Annotated in this window: 14 protein-coding genes; 6 read left to right on the plus strand and 8 right to left on the minus strand. The window is 68.0% G+C overall.

From position 1 onward, the window contains the following. Nucleotides 1-747, plus strand: a complete 747-nt coding sequence (locus tag ACFO0A_RS04300) for a response regulator (protein WP_379537733.1) — start codon at nt 1-3, stop codon at nt 745-747. Continuing rightward, entirely contained in the window at nt 747-2156 is a 1410-nt protein-coding gene (locus ACFO0A_RS04305) for a sensor histidine kinase (RefSeq protein ID WP_379537734.1), read from the plus strand. The genes ACFO0A_RS04300 and ACFO0A_RS04305 overlap by 1 nt, the downstream gene beginning before the upstream one ends. A gap of 4 nt (nt 2157-2160) precedes the next feature. Here the strand turns inward: ACFO0A_RS04305 and ACFO0A_RS04310 are convergent, their stop codons facing one another. Next, the gene (locus ACFO0A_RS04310) at nt 2161-3744 is read right to left on the minus strand and encodes a helicase HerA-like domain-containing protein (RefSeq protein WP_379537735.1); all 1584 of its coding nucleotides are present in this window, start codon (nt 3742-3744) and stop codon (nt 2161-2163) included. 104 nt (nt 3745-3848) lie between these two features. Between ACFO0A_RS04310 and pabB the strand changes: the two genes are divergently transcribed. From pabB to arfB, 4 genes are read left to right on the plus strand one after another with little or no spacing between them, the layout of a single operon-like run. After that, the gene (gene pabB, locus ACFO0A_RS04315; RefSeq protein ID WP_379537736.1) at nt 3849-5663 is read left to right on the plus strand and encodes an aminodeoxychorismate synthase component I; all 1815 of its coding nucleotides are present in this window, start codon (nt 3849-3851) and stop codon (nt 5661-5663) included. A 53-nt stretch (nt 5664-5716) separates the two neighbouring features. Further along, a complete protein-coding gene (locus ACFO0A_RS04320) occupies nt 5717-6841 on the plus strand; it encodes a pyridoxal phosphate-dependent aminotransferase (protein WP_379538163.1) in 1125 nt (374 codons plus the stop codon). Continuing rightward, nucleotides 6838-7494, plus strand: coding sequence for an RluA family pseudouridine synthase (locus ACFO0A_RS04325; protein WP_379537737.1), 657 nt, complete (start codon nt 6838-6840; stop codon nt 7492-7494). Before ACFO0A_RS04320 ends, ACFO0A_RS04325 begins: the two co-directional genes overlap by 4 nt. Continuing rightward, nucleotides 7487-7909 carry an alternative ribosome rescue aminoacyl-tRNA hydrolase ArfB gene (gene arfB, locus ACFO0A_RS04330; RefSeq protein WP_379537738.1) on the plus strand — a complete coding sequence of 141 codons (423 nt, stop codon included), beginning with the start codon at nt 7487-7489 and terminating at the stop codon, nt 7907-7909. Before ACFO0A_RS04325 ends, arfB begins: the two co-directional genes overlap by 8 nt. On the opposite strand, the gene ACFO0A_RS04335 is transcribed toward arfB, so the two are convergent. The 7 genes from ACFO0A_RS04335 to ACFO0A_RS04365 all read right to left on the minus strand — a co-directional run bounded on the left by ACFO0A_RS04335 (nt 7906) and on the right by ACFO0A_RS04365 (nt 14122). Then, on the minus strand, nt 7906-8757 hold the full coding sequence (locus tag ACFO0A_RS04335; RefSeq protein WP_379537739.1) for an HTD2 family dehydratase: 852 nt from the start codon (nt 8755-8757) through the stop codon (nt 7906-7908). The two genes, arfB and ACFO0A_RS04335, sit on opposite strands and share 4 nt — an antisense overlap. 2 nt (nt 8758-8759) lie before the next feature. Further along, nucleotides 8760-9983: an acetyl-CoA C-acetyltransferase gene (locus ACFO0A_RS04340; RefSeq protein ID WP_379537740.1), complete on the minus strand. Its 1224-nt coding sequence runs from the start codon at nt 9981-9983 to the stop codon at nt 8760-8762. Beyond that, on the minus strand, nt 9980-11206 hold the full coding sequence (locus ACFO0A_RS04345; protein WP_379537741.1) for a CoA transferase: 1227 nt from the start codon (nt 11204-11206) through the stop codon (nt 9980-9982). Before ACFO0A_RS04345 ends, ACFO0A_RS04340 begins: the two co-directional genes overlap by 4 nt. Nucleotides 11207-11209: 3 nt before the next feature. Next, nucleotides 11210-12406, minus strand: coding sequence for an acyl-CoA dehydrogenase family protein (locus ACFO0A_RS04350; protein WP_379537742.1), 1197 nt, complete (start codon nt 12404-12406; stop codon nt 11210-11212). Between the two features lie 12 nt (nt 12407-12418). Further along, nucleotides 12419-13336 carry an SDR family NAD(P)-dependent oxidoreductase gene (locus ACFO0A_RS04355; RefSeq protein ID WP_379537743.1) on the minus strand — a complete coding sequence of 306 codons (918 nt, stop codon included), beginning with the start codon at nt 13334-13336 and terminating at the stop codon, nt 12419-12421. Between the two features lie 77 nt (nt 13337-13413). Further along, nucleotides 13414-13662 (minus strand): hypothetical protein, encoded by a 249-nt coding sequence (locus ACFO0A_RS04360; protein WP_379537744.1) that lies wholly within the window; start codon nt 13660-13662, stop codon nt 13414-13416. A gap of 136 nt (nt 13663-13798) precedes the next feature. Beyond that, nucleotides 13799-14122: a hypothetical protein gene (locus ACFO0A_RS04365; protein ID WP_379537745.1), complete on the minus strand. Its 324-nt coding sequence runs from the start codon at nt 14120-14122 to the stop codon at nt 13799-13801. Between the last annotated feature and the right edge of the window lie 115 nt (nt 14123-14237).

Genomic DNA, 14237 nt, shown 5'->3' on the forward strand with positions numbered 1-14237 from the left:
ATGAGCGACACGTCGCCAACCCGCCTGCTGCTTGTCGACGACGAGCGCTCGCTGCGTGAGCCCCTGGCGGACTATCTTGTCCGCCAGGGTTTCGCGGTGACCCAGGCCGGGACTGCCGCCGAGGCCCGGTCGCGGCTGGCGGAAAACGGCCCGGAAGGGCTCTTCGATCTGGTCCTCCTCGACATCATGATGCCCGGCGAGGACGGCCTGTCGCTCTGCCGCCACCTGATCGAGACCCGCTCGCTTCCCGTCATCTTCATTACCGCGCGGGGCGAATCGACCGACCGGATCGTCGGGCTCGAGATCGGGGCCGACGATTACGTGGTGAAGCCGTTCGATCCGCGTGAACTCGTCGCACGCATCCGCAGCGTGTTGCGCCGGTCTGCGCGCGGTGCGCCGCCCGCCGACGACAACGATCTCTACGTTTTCGAGAACTGGCGCCTCGATCCGCTCAAGCGCCGTCTGCTCGATCCCGAAGGAGCGGTCGTCGCGATCTCTTCGGCGGAATTCCGCCTCCTCATGGCGTTCCTCGAACACCCCCGGCAAGTGCTCGACCGCGACCGTCTGCTCGACATGGTTCAGGGCCGCGAGGCTCACCTGTTTGACCGTGCGATCGACAACCAGATCAGCCGCCTGCGCCGCAAGATCGAGGCCGACAGCCGCAATCCCGAAATCATCCAGACCGTGTGGGGCGGCGGCTACATGCTCGCCGCCGACGTGACCCGGCAAAGCACCGCGACGGCTTGATGGACCCCGGCCGGCGCCGCACCTGGCCGCGCAGCCTGCAGGGCCAGGTCCTGTTCTGGCTCGCCCTCGCGCTCCTGTTCGCACAGGGGCTTTCGGCGGGGCTGATCTACCGCGCGCAGGACCAGCGGCGCGAGGCCGCTATGATCAACGCCGCCGCCGTCCGCCTGACGGGCAATCCGCGCGAACGCGCCGGTCGCGGTGACGCGCCCGTACCGGCTTCGCGCATTCTCGGCCGCGAGAACCGGCGGATGGGGGTCGAGATTTCGCCAACCTCGCCGCTGCGCGACAGCGAGACACGCCTCGCCGATGCCGAACGGACGTTGGGCGAGATTCTTTCGGGCGAAGGTGTCGCCTATACCGAACTGGTCGTGGTCGAGCGCCGCGTGGCAGGCGATCCGCTGGCGCGGCAGTGGCTTGCGATGCATCCGCGCCATTCCCCGTTCGCTTCTACCGAGCCGCCCGAACGGATGCTGCTGGCGGGTGTCCACGACCCCGACGGGACCTGGCACACCGCGCGCATCTTCGTGCCTGGCGGCCAGCGGCGCCTGGTAGGCTCGCTGCTGGCGCAGACGCTCTTCATCTACATCGTCCTCGTCGGGGCGATGGCGCTGCTGCTGCGCCGGATCACTCGACCGCTCGCGGCGCTCACCACGCGGGTCGAGCGCTTCTCGGCCGAACGCGATGGCAGGGGCCAGGTCGAGCCCAGTGGCCCGGACGACGTGCGCCGCCTGATCGCGGCGCATAACGCGATGGAAAACCGCATCATCGGCCTGCTCGATGAAAAGGACGTGATGCTCGGGGCCATCGGCCATGACCTCAAGACGCCGCTCGCCGCGCTGCGGGTGCGGATCGAATCGGTCGAGAACGATGCCGAGCGCGGCAAGATGGCCGCCGGCATCGAGGACATAAACCGATCGCTCGACGACATCCTCTCGCTCGCCCGGGTGGGCCGTCCCAGCGACGATCCCGAGTCGACCGAATTGAGCGCGCTCGCGGGGGCGGTGGTCGAGGAATACGAGGACATGGGGGAGCCCGTGACCTGCGCCGAATCGCCGCGGATCGTGGTTCGCGCACGCGCTACCTGGCTGCGCCGCGCGCTGCGCAACCTGATCGACAACGGACTTCGGTATGGCGGATCGGCGCGCCTGGCCCTCGGACGCGAACCCGGTTTCGCCACCATCCGGATCGACGACGACGGACCGGGCATTCCCGACGACCAGATAGCGCGGATGCTCGAACCGTTCACCCGGCTCGAAGCCTCGCGCAACAGTTCCACGGGTGGCGCAGGGCTGGGCCTGACGCTGGCCCGCGCGGTTGCCGAACAGCACGGGGGAACGCTGGAACTGGCCAACCGGCGCGCCGGCGGCCGGATCGCGGGGCTTACCGCGACCCTGCGCATCCCGCTCTAGCCGGTCAGCGCATCAGGCCGCCCAGAAGCCCGCGGGCGAACCGGCCAAGGCCGGGAAATCCGATCGATTTGCCCAGCTCCGTCCCCAGCGATCCGGCAATGGCGCCCGCGGCGCTGCGGGTAGGCGACGCGCGCGAGGTGCGGCCCGAGATTTGTGCCGCGACAAGCGCGCCGGCCGAGGACGCCACCGCTCCCGCCGCCGCCTTGCCTGCGCGCTCCCACATTGTCTGCGTGCGGCGGGGTTCGGCCCGCACCGCCTCGACGCCCTTTTCTTCGACGGCCTGGGCAACCGCTGCTGCATCAGCAGTCTTGGCCGCAAGCACTTCCGCGGCGGAATCGCGGTCGATCTTGGTGTCGTACTTGCCGTCGACAGGCGAGATCGACTGAACGATCGCCCGCTCCTTCGGCGTGACGGGCCCCAGGCGCGAGCGCGGCGGGGCGATCAGCGTGCGCTGGACTACCGACGGGCTGCCATCTTCCTCGAGCGTGGAGACAAGCGCCTCGCCCACCTTCAGCTCGGTAATGACCTGCTCGACGTTGAGGTCCTTGTTTATCCGGAAGGTCTCGGCCGCCGCGCGGATCGCGCGCTGGTCGCGCGGGGTGAAGGCGCGCAGCGCGTGCTGGACCCGGTTGCCGAGCTGACCCGCGATCTTTTCGGGAATGTCGATGGGATTCTGCGTGATGAAGTAGACGCCGACCCCCTTGGAGCGGATCAGGCGGACGACCTGCTCGACCTTGTCGAACAAGGCTTGCGGGGCGTCGTCGAAAAGGAGGTGCGCCTCGTCGAAGAAGAACACCAGCACCGGCTTTTCGGGATCGCCGACTTCTGGCAGCGCCTCGAACAGCTCGGACAGCAACCACAGCAGGAAGGTCGCGTAGAGCTTGGGGCTCTGCATCAGTTTCTCGGCGGCGAGGATGTTGACGTAGCCGCGCCCCTGCTCGTCGTTGCGGATGAAGTCCGCGATCTCGAACGCGGGCTCGCCGAAGAATTTGTCCGCGCCCTGGCTTTCGAAGGCGAGGAGCTGCCGCTGGATCGTGCCCACACTGGCCTTCGAGATGTTGCCGTACTTGATTCCCAGCTCGCTGGCGTTCTGGGCGCAGGCCATCAGCACGGCTTGCAGATCCTCGAGGTCGATCAGCAGCAGGCCCTGCTCGTCGGCATAGCGGAACGCGATGTTGAGAACGCCTTCCTGCGTTTCATTGAGGCCCATCAGCCGCGACAGGAGAAGCGGGCCCATCTCGCTGATCGTGGTGCGGATGGGATGACCCATCTCGCCGTAGAGGTCCCAGAAGATCGCCGGATTGTCGGCATAGGCATAGTCGGTGATCCCGAGGTCCTTGGCCCGCTGCTCGAGGCTGTCGGCATGCTTGAAGTCGTGGCTGCCGGCCATCGAGATGCCGGAGAGGTCGCCCTTCACATCGGCCATGAACACCGGGACGCCGCGCGCGGAAAACTGTTCGGCGATGGTCTGCAGGGTCACGGTCTTGCCGGTGCCGGTGGCGCCCGCGATCAGTCCGTGGCGGTTCGACCGGCTGAGCCGCAAGACCTGCGGCAGGTCGCCCGCCTTGCCGAGAAAGATATCGTCCATCGCGCACGCTCCATGTTCGCAAGTCATTGACGGGATAGGACGCGCGGCTGCGCGAGGCGAGGGGCTTTTTGCATCGGCGGCGGTGCGCCGCTAGAGCGCCGGCGATGCCCATGCCAGAGCTTCCCGATCCCGCGACGCCATTTGTCCTTCTCGACGATGCCCGCGCCGACGGCGCGAGCGATGCGCGGCTCTACCGCGCGCCGCTGGAGATCGTCGTCGCGCGCCGCGCCGACGAGGTGGAGCCCGCGCTGGCCCGGCTCGAAGCGATGCGGGCAGAGGGGGCGGAACTGGCGGGATACATCGCTTACGAGGCCGGCCTGGCGCTCGAGCCCCGGCTCGCGCCGCTGGCTGCGCACCGGGTGGGCGCGACCGGGCCGCTGGTCTGGTTCGGGCGGTTCGCCGGCTACGAGACGATCCCTGCGGAAGTGGTCCCGCAATGGCTGGCGCGGGCTGCGGGCGATGGCATGGCCGGGATCGGGCCGCTCGATCCGCAAGTCTCGCGCGGCGGCTACGGTGCCGCCTTCGCTCGGCTGCAGGAGGCGATCGTCGCGGGGGATATCTACCAGGCCAATCTCACCTTTCCGCTTGCCGGTGCCTTTCGCGGCGATCCGCTCACTCTCTACGCTGCGCTGCGCGGAAGCGCGGCGGCGGGTTATGGCGGCGTCGTCTTCGATGGATCGCACCACCTCCTCAGCTTCTCGCCCGAACTGTTCGTGGCGCTGCAAGGCGATGCGATCACCGGCAAGCCGATGAAGGGCACCCGCCCGCGCCTGCGCGACCCGGAACAGGACGCGGCGATCTCGGCGGAACTGGGAGCAAGCGTCAAGGACCGGGCCGAGAACCTCATGATCGTTGATCTCATGCGCAATGACCTGTCTCGGGTGGCGGTGCCGGGCAGCGTGCGGGTCGAAGCGCCCTTCGCGGTGGAGAGCTATCCCACCGTTCACCAGATGACGACCACGGTCCGCGCGCGGCTCGCTCCCGGGTTCACCGCGGCCGACCTCGTCCGTGCGATCTTCCCCTGCGGATCGATTACCGGCGCGCCCAAGATCCGTGCGATGGAACTCATCGCCGAGGTCGAGCGCGATGCGCGGGGGATCTACTGCGGAGCGATCGGCCGGTTCGACCCCACTGGTGACGCCGCGTTCAATGTGGCAATCCGCACGCTGCGGCTCGATCGTGAGACGAACCGCGCGGTCCTCGGCGTCGGTTCGGCCATCGTGGCGGACTCGCGCGAGGACGATGAGTGGCGCGAAAGCGTGGTCAAGGGAGGTTTCGTGACGCGATCGGCAGCGGCGACATTCGACCTTATCGAGACGATGCGTTTCGACCCTGCCGAAGGGGTGCCGCTGATCGAACTCCATTTCGAAAGGATGAAGGCGAGCGCGGCGGAGCTTGGTTTCGCGTTCGATCGCCATGCGGTGAAGAACGCGCTCCAGGCCCTGTGCTTCGACATTTCGGAAGCCTCGCGGGTGCGACTCCTGCTGGCGCGCAGCGGCGCCACCGCGTTCGAGATCACGCCGCTGCCCGCGGCCTTGCCCAATCCTGCCAAGGTAGCGCTGCTCCCGCTGCCGGTTAGCGCGGACGACTGGCGACTGCGCCACAAGACTACCGATCGCGGCTTCTATGACGATGGCCTTGCCGCCGCGCGCGCCGCCGGGGCCGACGAGGTCTTGTTCCTGCGCGACGACGGACGTGTCACCGAGGGCAGCTTCACCAACCTGTTCGTCGCGCGCGGCGATGCCGGCCTCGCGACCCCGCCCGCTTCGCTCGGCCTTCTTCCCGGCGTGCTCCGCCGCTCGCTGATCGAGGCGGGCCGGGCGCGCGAGGAAGACGTGGCCATGGCCGGCCTGGAAGGCGAATTTTTCATCGGGAACGCGCTGCGCGGCTTGATGCCCGCCCGCCTGCTCGGCGCGTGAGCGTCCGGACAAGTCAGGCGCTGGGGCGCATCGCCGCCTCGCAGACCAGCGCGATGACCGACCGCGCCACGCGGCTTCGTGCCGAGGGAGCGGACATCATCTCGCTGTCGGTCGGCGAACCCGATTTCGCCACGCCGCAGCACGTCGTCGCCGCAGCCAAGGCCGCGCTCGACGCCGGGCAGACGCGCTACACGCCGGTCGGCGGCACCGCGCGGGCCAAGGAAGCCGCGGCGCTCCATTTTGCGCGCGACCTCGACATCACGGTCCCGACCGAACGGGTAACGGTGAGCGCCGGGGGCAAGCAGGCGATCTTCCACGCGCTGCTTGCGACGCTGGACCCGGGCGACGAGGTCCTGATCCCGGCACCATGGTGGGTCAGCTATCCGCAGATCGTGCGCTTTGCCGGCGCGACGGTAGTCGCCCTGCCGACCAGCGCCGAATATGGCTACCGGATCGATCCCGCCGCGCTTGCCGCCGCGATCACCCCGCGCACGCGCTGGCTCCTCCTCAACAGTCCCGGCAATCCCACCGGCGCGGTCTATCCGGCCGAATTGCTGCGCGCGATCGGCGAAGTGCTGGCCGCGCATCCGCAAGTCCTGGTGCTGAGCGACGATATCTACGCGCCATTGCGCTATACGCCATGTGAGCACGCCACGCTTGCGGTCGAATGTCCCGCTCTGGGCGACCGCGTCCTCACCATCTCGGGTGTCTCGAAGAGCCATGCGATGACCGGCTTCCGGATCGGTGTCGCCGCCGGGCCCGAGTGGCTCATCGCCGCGATGGAAAAGCTCCAGTCTCATTCCAGCGGCAATCCCTGCTCGATCAGCCAGGCCGCCGCAGTCGCCGCGTTCGAAGGGCCGCAGGATTTCCTTGCGGACTGGCGCGACAGGTTCCGCGTGCGAAGGGATCGGGTGGTTGCGGGAATCAACGCCATTCCGGGCCTGGCGACCCCGGTGCCCGATGGCGCGTTCTACTGCCTTGTCGATGCGACCCCGCACATCGCGCGTTTCGGCGACGACACCGGGCTGGCGCTGCACCTGCTCGACCACGGCGTCGCCGTCGTTCCCGCCTCGGCCTTCGGCGGCGCGGACGGTTTCCGGATCAGTTTCGCGGCCGACGACGCCCAGATTGACGAAGCGGTGCGTCGCGTCGCCGCCGCACTGAAAGATACCCCATGACGCTGCCGATCCTGTTCGAAGACGGCGAGGCGCTGGTGATCGACAAGCCTGCAGGCCTGGCAGTCGACCGCCCGCGCAGCGGCGGCGAATCGCTCGAGGATCACCTCGACGAGCTTAAACTCGGTTTCCAGCGCGCGCCGGTACCCGTCCACCGGCTCGACCGCGATACGTCGGGCTGCCTCCTGCTAGCCCGCAATCCCAAGGCGCTGAAGCGGTTCTCCGCAGCCTTCGAGGCGCGCACCGTCGAGAAAGTCTATCTTGGCATCGTCGCGGGCACGGTGGCGGAGGAGAGCGGGACCATCGCCCTGGCCTTGAGCAAGATCAGCAGCGCCGAGAGCGGCTGGCGGATGATCGCCGCGCGCAAGGGCAAGCCTTCGGTCACGCATTGGACGAAACTGGCCGAGATCGGCGAGGCGACGTTGGTGCGGTTTGTTCCCGAAACGGGGCGCACGCATCAGATCAGGATCCACGCCCTTGCCGGCCTCGGCCTGCCGCTGCTCGGCGATCCGGTCTATGGCGCGGGGGCGGCGCGCGGGGCGTCGCGAACGATGCTGCATGCCTGGTCGATCGCGATGCCCCGCGACGGCAAGCCTCCGGTATCGGCCGTCGCGCCCGTACCGGCCGATTTCCGGGCGCTGGGGTTCGATGCCTGAACCCGATCCCGCGATCGCCGAGCGCGCGCTGGCGATTGCGAGCGAATCCTTCATCGCGGCCAGCGGGCCAGGCGGACAGAACGTCAACAAGGTGGCAACGGCCGTGCAGCTGCGCGTCGACGTGTTCGCCTTGCGGCTGTCCCCACAGGTCTTCGCGCGGCTCAAGACCCTGGCGGGGTCGCGCATGACCGCGCGGGGGGAGCTGATGATCGCCGCGCGCCGGTTTCGGACGCAGGAAGCCAATCGCGCCGATGCGCGCGAGCGTCTGGTCGAGCTTCTGAAAGAAGCGCAACGCCTGCCCGAAAAGCGCGCCAAGTCGAGGCTCAACCGCGTGGGCAGGGAGCAGCGCCTCGCGGGAAAGAAGTTGCGCGGCACCGTCAAGGCCGCGCGGGGAAAGGTGACGCGCGACGACTAGCGCGTGGCGCTTGCCGTCATGACCTGGCGTCCGTCGACGGCGAATGCTCCCAGTTCCAGGCCTTGGTCATTGCTGCGCAGCACGAGGTGCAGCATCTCGCCGCAGATCGCGGGACTGACGCCGCGAAAGGCGAAGGTCTTGAGGATGTTGTCGCCCAGTTCGCGCGCCGCCAGATCGAGGAGAAGCGTCGCGGTCAGCGGGCCGTGCACGACAAGCCCACGATAACCTTCTTCGTTGGTCGCGTAGGCGAGATCGTAGTGGATGCGGTGGCTGTTGAAGGTGAGGGCCGAATACCGGAAGAGCAGCGGCTCGGTAGGCACAAGGCTGCGGTGCGACTGCCAGGGCTCTGGATCGAATTCGTCGCAGGTCGGCTCGGGCGGCACGGGCGGTGCGCCCGCCGGAGCGGCCTCGCGATAGACGAGGCTCTGCGTCTCGCGCACGGCAAGCGAGCCGTCGCTGCGCGTGTCGTGTTGCACCTCGACGAAAACCAGATGTCCCGAGCCACCCTGCTTCGCGGTGACCGACTGGATGCGCGAGGTGCGGCGCACTTCGTCGCCGATCCGCATCGGAGTGTGGAATTCGACTTTGCTCGATGCCCACATCCGGCGCGGGAGCGGCACCGGCGGCATGAAGCTTTCCGCGCTCTCGTCGCGTCTCGGATGGCCGTCCGTTCCCAATCCCGCGGTAGGCGCGTCGGGCGTGCACAGGCACCAGTGCAGGCCCTGCGGCAGGAGGTCGGGATTGGCCGGCTCGCGGTCGAGCGTCGCGACCCACCGGGCGACGAGCGCGGGATCGACACGGTCCGTGCGCCGCTCCTCGCGGCCGATCCAGGCTGACCAGTCGTCCATCGTCAGGCGCGCTCGAACACCGCGGCGATTCCCTGGCCGCCGCCGATGCACATCGTCTCCAGGCCGTACCGCCCGCCCCGGCGGTGCAGCTCGCGGGTCAGGTTGGCGAGGATACGGCCGCCCGTCGCGCCGATCGGGTGGCCCAGGCTGATGCCCGAACCGTTGACGTTGAGGATCTCGTGGCGGCTGTCGTCGTCGCTCCAGCCCCAGCCCTTGAGCACGGCGAGGACCTGCGGGGCGAACGCCTCGTTCAGTTCCACGAGATCGATGTCGTCCCAGCTCAGGCCGTTACGGGCGAACAGGCGCTCGGTCGCAGGAACGGGGCCGATGCCCATGCGGCTCGGATCGCATCCCGCCGCGGCCCACGAATGGAACCATGCGGTGGGTTCGAGGCCGAGTTCGGCCAGCTTGTCCTCGGCCACGACGAGGCACGCCGCGCCGGCATCGTTCTGCTGGCTGGCATTGCCTGCGGTCACGACACCGCCCTCGAGCGGGCGGAGCTTGCCCAGCGATTCCATCGTGGCATCGGGTCGATAGCCCTCGTCGTGCGCGAAGACGATCGGATCGCCCTTCTTCTGCGGGACGGGCACGGGCACCAGTTCATCGTCGAACAGGTGCTGGTTCCACGCGGCGGTCGCGCGCTGGTGGCTGCGCACCGCATAGGCATCGGCCGCCTCGCGCGTGATGCCATAGTCCTTGGCGAGGTTCTCGGCAGTTTCGATCATCCCGGTGATCACGCCGAACCGCTCGACCGGTTGCGACATCACGCGTCCGCGCGAAAGCCGGTCGTGAAGGACGAGATTTCCGGCCCGCACGCCCTTGCGGATGTCGGTGGTGTAATGCTCGACGTTCGACATGGACTCGCAGCCGCCGGCCACGACAACGTCGCTGACCCCCGTCTGGACCATCATCGCCGCGTTCACGATCGCCTGGAGGCCCGACCCGCAGCGCCGGTCGAGCTGGTAGCCCGGCACTTCGAGCGGCAAGTCGGCCAGGAGCCACGACCAGTGCCCGATCGAGGGCGCCTCGCCATTGCCGTAGCCCTGGGCAAAAACCACGTCGTCGACCCGCGACGGGTCGATCCCGGTGCGGTCAATCAGCGCGCGAAGGATCACCGCGCCGAGCTGCCCGGCGGTGAGCGAGGAAAGCGCGCCGCCGAACTTGCCGACCGCGGTGCGGATGGGAGAGACGATCGCGGCGCGGCGCAGGCCGTTGGGGGAAGTCATGCGTGCTGGGTCCTTGCTGTGCCGACGATGCCGGCGTCGATGAGACGGGCGATCTCGCCCGAAGACAGGTTCAGTCGTTCGGCCAGGACCTGCTCTGAATGCTGGCCGTTGAGCGGGGCGGGACGGGGCGCGCCACGATTGTCGCCGGGCAGCGCGGCAAAGGGCCCGGCGGCAGGGTAGTCGAAGCCGCTGGGGTTGGGCCCGTCGGGCCGTCCGAACAACGGGTTGTCACCCACCAGAACCGGATCGTTCGCCGCCTCGAGAGTCGTGCGGTAGCGTTCGTAGGTCGCCCCGGCGGCATCCAGCGCGGCGGCAAGGTCGGCATAGTCGCGGGCGGCGACCGCGGGCTCGAACAGCGCGAAAAGCTCGTCGCGCTGGGCGAAGCGCGTATCGTCGCTGTCGAGCGCGACGCCGGATCGGCGTTCGAGCGCGGCGATCGGCTCGGCAAGGTCGAGGACCTGGACCAGCGCGGCCCATTGCTTCGGGGTGAGGGCGGTAAGCATGACCAGCACGCCGTCGCGTGTCTCGAAGTCGCGGCCGAACGCGCCCCAGGTCGCGTTGCCGAGCCGCTCGCGGTTGCGCCCGGTATAAAGCACCTCGGCCAGACCGCCAAGCATCGAGACGCTGCCGATGGCGACGTCTCCCAGCGGAATCCGCACCTCGCCCCCGCGCCCGGTAGCATCGCGCCGGCGCAAAGCGGCGAGCAGGGCGAATGCGGCATAAGCGCCGGTCATGAGGTCCCAACCGGGCACCGGGCTGTTGATCGGTGCCGGATGGTCCTGCTTCACCGGTCCGGCCATCAGGGGATAGCCGACCGCGGCGTTGACGGTAAAGTCCATCGCCTGCCGGCCGTCGCCCCAGCCCATGATCCGCACGGTAATCAGGTTATCGCAACCCTTGCTGAGCTTGTCGTGCGAGAGGAAGCCCGAGACGGGAAAGTTGGTGATGAACTGCCCGGTCGCGCGCACGAGCTCGGCCAGGAGTTCGCGGCCCTCCGGGCGCCCCAGGTCGAGCGCGAGGCTGCGCTTGGCGCGGTTGAGGTTCTCCCACGAGAGCGAATGGCCTTCGGCAGTCTTCTGCGCGCGCTTGAAGTCCGGGCCGCCGCCGATCTGGTCGACCCTGATCACGTCGGCGCCCATCTGCGCGCAATAGAGGCCCGCTGTGGGCGACGCGACGAACGACGACGCCTCGATCACGGTCAGCCCGGAGAGCAGATCGTACACCGATCAGTTCGCTCCCGCGGCGAATTCGCGCAGCATGTTCTTGGCGATGACCAGCTGAAGGATCTGCGTCGTTCCTTCGTAGATGCGGTAGATGCGGGTATCGCGGAAAAAGCGCTCCGCCTCGTATTCGGCGAGGTAGCCCGCGCCGCCGTGGATCTGGACGCAGCGGTCGGCAACCCTGCCGCACATCTCGGACGCGAACATCTTGGCCGAAGCCGCCTTGACCAGCACCTTCTCGCCGGCGTCAGCGCGGCGGCAGGCATCGGCGATCATGCACTCGGCAGCATAGATCTCGGCTTCGCTGTCAGCCAGCATTGCCTGGATCAGCTGGAAGTTCGAGATGGGCTCGCCGAAGGCCTTGCGCTCGGTCGCATAGCGGATCGCGGTGTCGAGGATGCGGCGAGCATAGCCGGCGCTGGCCGCGGCGACCGACAGGCGGCCGTTGTCGAGGCTCTGCATCGCGGTCTGGAAGCCCTTGCCCTCGGCGCCGCCCAGCAGCGCGTCACCCGGAATATGGACATCCTCCATGATGATGTCGGCGATGTGGCTGCCCGCCTGGCCCATCTTCTTGTCGGACTTGCCCACGCTGATTCCGGGCGTGTCCATAGGCACGAGGAACGCGGAGACATGAGCGTTGCGCGGCAACGCTTCCTTTTCGGTGCGTGCCATGATCAGCGCCACCTTCGCGAAGGGGGCGTTGGTGATGTAACGCTTCGTGCCGTTGAGGACGTAGCCGTTGCCCGAGCGCGTTGCGGTGGTCTGCATCGCCGCGGAATCGGAGCCCGAGCCGGGCTCGGTCAGGCCGAAGCTGGCGATCTCGCCCGCGGCGAGGCGGGGCAGCCAGGCGGCCTTCTGCTCATCGGTGCCGCTGTTCTTGATCGCCGAGCAGACCATGCCGAGGTTGATCGAGGTGATCGAGCGATAGGCGGGCAGCGCGTAGGAAAGCTGGCGGATCGTCTCGACATACTGGCTGATGTTCATCCCAGCGCCGCCGTATTCCTCGGGCATCGTCAGGCCGAACAGACCCATCTCGCGCATTTCGTCGAGGATCTCGTCGGGAATCTTGTCTTCGGCGATGACTTGCGCCTCGGCCGGGATCAGCCGCTCGCGGACATAGCGCTTAAGCTGCTCGATGAACTGTTCGAAGATGTCGTCGTCCATCCCGACGGTCGTGCCGGTGGCTTGCGGGATCGCATTCATGGACCGGGCTCCTCAGATGGGGTCGTAAGGGAAGACATGGGCACTGACCTCGTCCGCACGGGCGAAGCTTGCGCGGAAGGCGGGGATCAGCTCGTCGGCGATCGACTGCGCGGTCCAGCCCTCGACCTTCGTCATCGAACGGATCGGGCGCGGCTTGGAAAACAGCACGATCTCGTTCTTGCGCACGGCGAAGATCTGGTTGGAAACGTCCTTCGCCGCATCGGACGCGAGGTACGCGACGAGCGGTGCGATCTTTTCCGCGCCCATCGATTGGAGCCGCTTGACCCGCTCCTCGGCGCCTTCGCCGGTGACGGGGATCGATGCGGTCATCCGGCTCCATGCGAACGGCGCGATGCAGTTCGAACGGACCCCCGCGCGCGCCATGTCCAGCGCGATCGACTGCGAAAGGCCGATGATTCCCGCCTTGGCTGCGGAATAGTTGGCCTGGCCGATATTGCCGATGAGCCCGCTGGTCGAGGTGAAGTGGATGAAGCTGCCCGAACCCTGCTCGCGGAAATAGGGGGTAGCGGCCTTCGAGACATTGAACGCGCCGTTGAGGTGGACGTCGATCACCGCGTTCCAGTCCTCGTGGCTCAGCTTGTGCCAGATGCTGTCGCGCAGGATGCCGGCATTGTTCACTACCGCGTCGATCCGGCCGAAGCGCTGGACGGCGTCCTCGATGATCGATGCCGCGCCCTTGGGATCGGCAACGCTGGCGAGGTTGGCATGGGCCTTGCCCCCGGCAGTCCGAATGTCGTTGGCGGTGGTTTCGGCCGGTCCGGCATCGCCGCCGTCGCCTTCTTGCGCCACGCCGGGGTCATTGACGATCACGGCGGCGCCTTCAGCCGCGCAAAGCAGGGCGATCTCGCGCCCGATCCCACGACCCGCACCGGTAACCGCCACGACCTTGCCTTCAAGAATACCTGCCACGCTCGCCTCTTCTCCGATGGATAAGGTGCGCGTTTAACCGCGCCGTTAAATCGCCATGGCGCAGCCCCGGCGCGAAATCAATTGGCTGCGGAGGGGCTCGGCGTTGGCTGCGACGAAGGGGAGTCGGACGGCGCGGAGGGACCGTTCGCGGGCGCATCCTGGGGCGCGCGGGCGTCGAGCATCGCGGCGGCATCGTCGAGCGCGCGTGCTTCGCCTACGGTCACACCGCCCGGGCCGGGATCGTTTTCGCCGGGTCCGCAAGCAGTTAGCGCGAGACAGGAAGATGCGAGGATCGCCGCGAACGGCAGGGTCAGGGGACGGTTCATGGACGTGGTTCTGCCACGGCACGGGCCTGAGCTAAAGGTTCGAACCAAAAAGGGCGACGCTGGCCAGCTGGCCTACGTCGCCCCATTCGAGAAAGCGCAACGGGGATCGCGCGGGTTGGCGCAATCCCCACGACGATTACATCTTCTTGTCGGTTTCCGTCGCGGCGTCGGCAGCCTTGGCAGCCGAATCGGCGGCCTTGGCAGCGGCGTCGCCAGCGGCCTCGGCGCTCGCCTTGGCGTCGGTCGCGGCCGAACCGGCGGCGGCAGCGGCATCCGCGGCGGGCGCAGCCATCGCGTCGGCAGCCGGAGTCGCCATCGCGTCGGCGGGCACGGCTTCGTCAGCCGGCATTTCGACGTTGTCGGCAGCGGCGGCGTTTTCAGCAGCGTCGTCCGACTTGCCGCAAGCAGCCAGCGCCAGCGCGGCAACCGACGCGAACGCGACGTAAGTGATCTTCTTCATGAGTGGCCCTCTTTCCATGCAACGACGCCGCTTCCCTGCTCTTTTGAAAAAGCCGGGTTCGCGGCGAGGAGCGGATATTTATCGACAAGGCCCAGCCAAGGCAAACGGCAAAATT

The sequence above is a fragment of the Novosphingobium tardum genome (assembly GCF_042652045.1).
Taxonomy (GTDB): Bacteria; Pseudomonadota; Alphaproteobacteria; order Sphingomonadales; family Sphingomonadaceae; genus Novosphingobium; species Novosphingobium tardum.

Excerpts from the sequence above, each read along its gene's own strand:
- ACFO0A_RS04300 (WP_379537733.1), top strand. The coding sequence starts at position 1 with ATGAGCGACACGTCGCCAACCCGCCTGCTGCTTGTCGACGACGAGCGC.
- ACFO0A_RS04305 (WP_379537734.1), top strand. The coding sequence starts at position 747 with ATGGACCCCGGCCGGCGCCGCACCTGGCCGCGCAGCCTGCAGGGCCAG.
- ACFO0A_RS04310 (WP_379537735.1), bottom strand. The coding sequence starts at position 3,744 with ATGGACGATATCTTTCTCGGCAAGGCGGGCGACCTGCCGCAGGTCTTG.
- pabB (WP_379537736.1), top strand. The coding sequence starts at position 3,849 with ATGCCCATGCCAGAGCTTCCCGATCCCGCGACGCCATTTGTCCTTCTC.
- ACFO0A_RS04320 (WP_379538163.1), top strand. The coding sequence starts at position 5,717 with ATGACCGACCGCGCCACGCGGCTTCGTGCCGAGGGAGCGGACATCATC.
- ACFO0A_RS04325 (WP_379537737.1), top strand. The coding sequence starts at position 6,838 with ATGACGCTGCCGATCCTGTTCGAAGACGGCGAGGCGCTGGTGATCGAC.
- arfB (WP_379537738.1), top strand. The coding sequence starts at position 7,487 with ATGCCTGAACCCGATCCCGCGATCGCCGAGCGCGCGCTGGCGATTGCG.
- ACFO0A_RS04335 (WP_379537739.1), bottom strand. The coding sequence starts at position 8,757 with ATGGACGACTGGTCAGCCTGGATCGGCCGCGAGGAGCGGCGCACGGAC.
- ACFO0A_RS04340 (WP_379537740.1), bottom strand. The coding sequence starts at position 9,983 with ATGACTTCCCCCAACGGCCTGCGCCGCGCCGCGATCGTCTCTCCCATC.
- ACFO0A_RS04350 (WP_379537742.1), bottom strand. The coding sequence starts at position 12,406 with ATGAATGCGATCCCGCAAGCCACCGGCACGACCGTCGGGATGGACGAC.
- ACFO0A_RS04360 (WP_379537744.1), bottom strand. The coding sequence starts at position 13,662 with ATGAACCGTCCCCTGACCCTGCCGTTCGCGGCGATCCTCGCATCTTCC.
- ACFO0A_RS04365 (WP_379537745.1), bottom strand. The coding sequence starts at position 14,122 with ATGAAGAAGATCACTTACGTCGCGTTCGCGTCGGTTGCCGCGCTGGCG.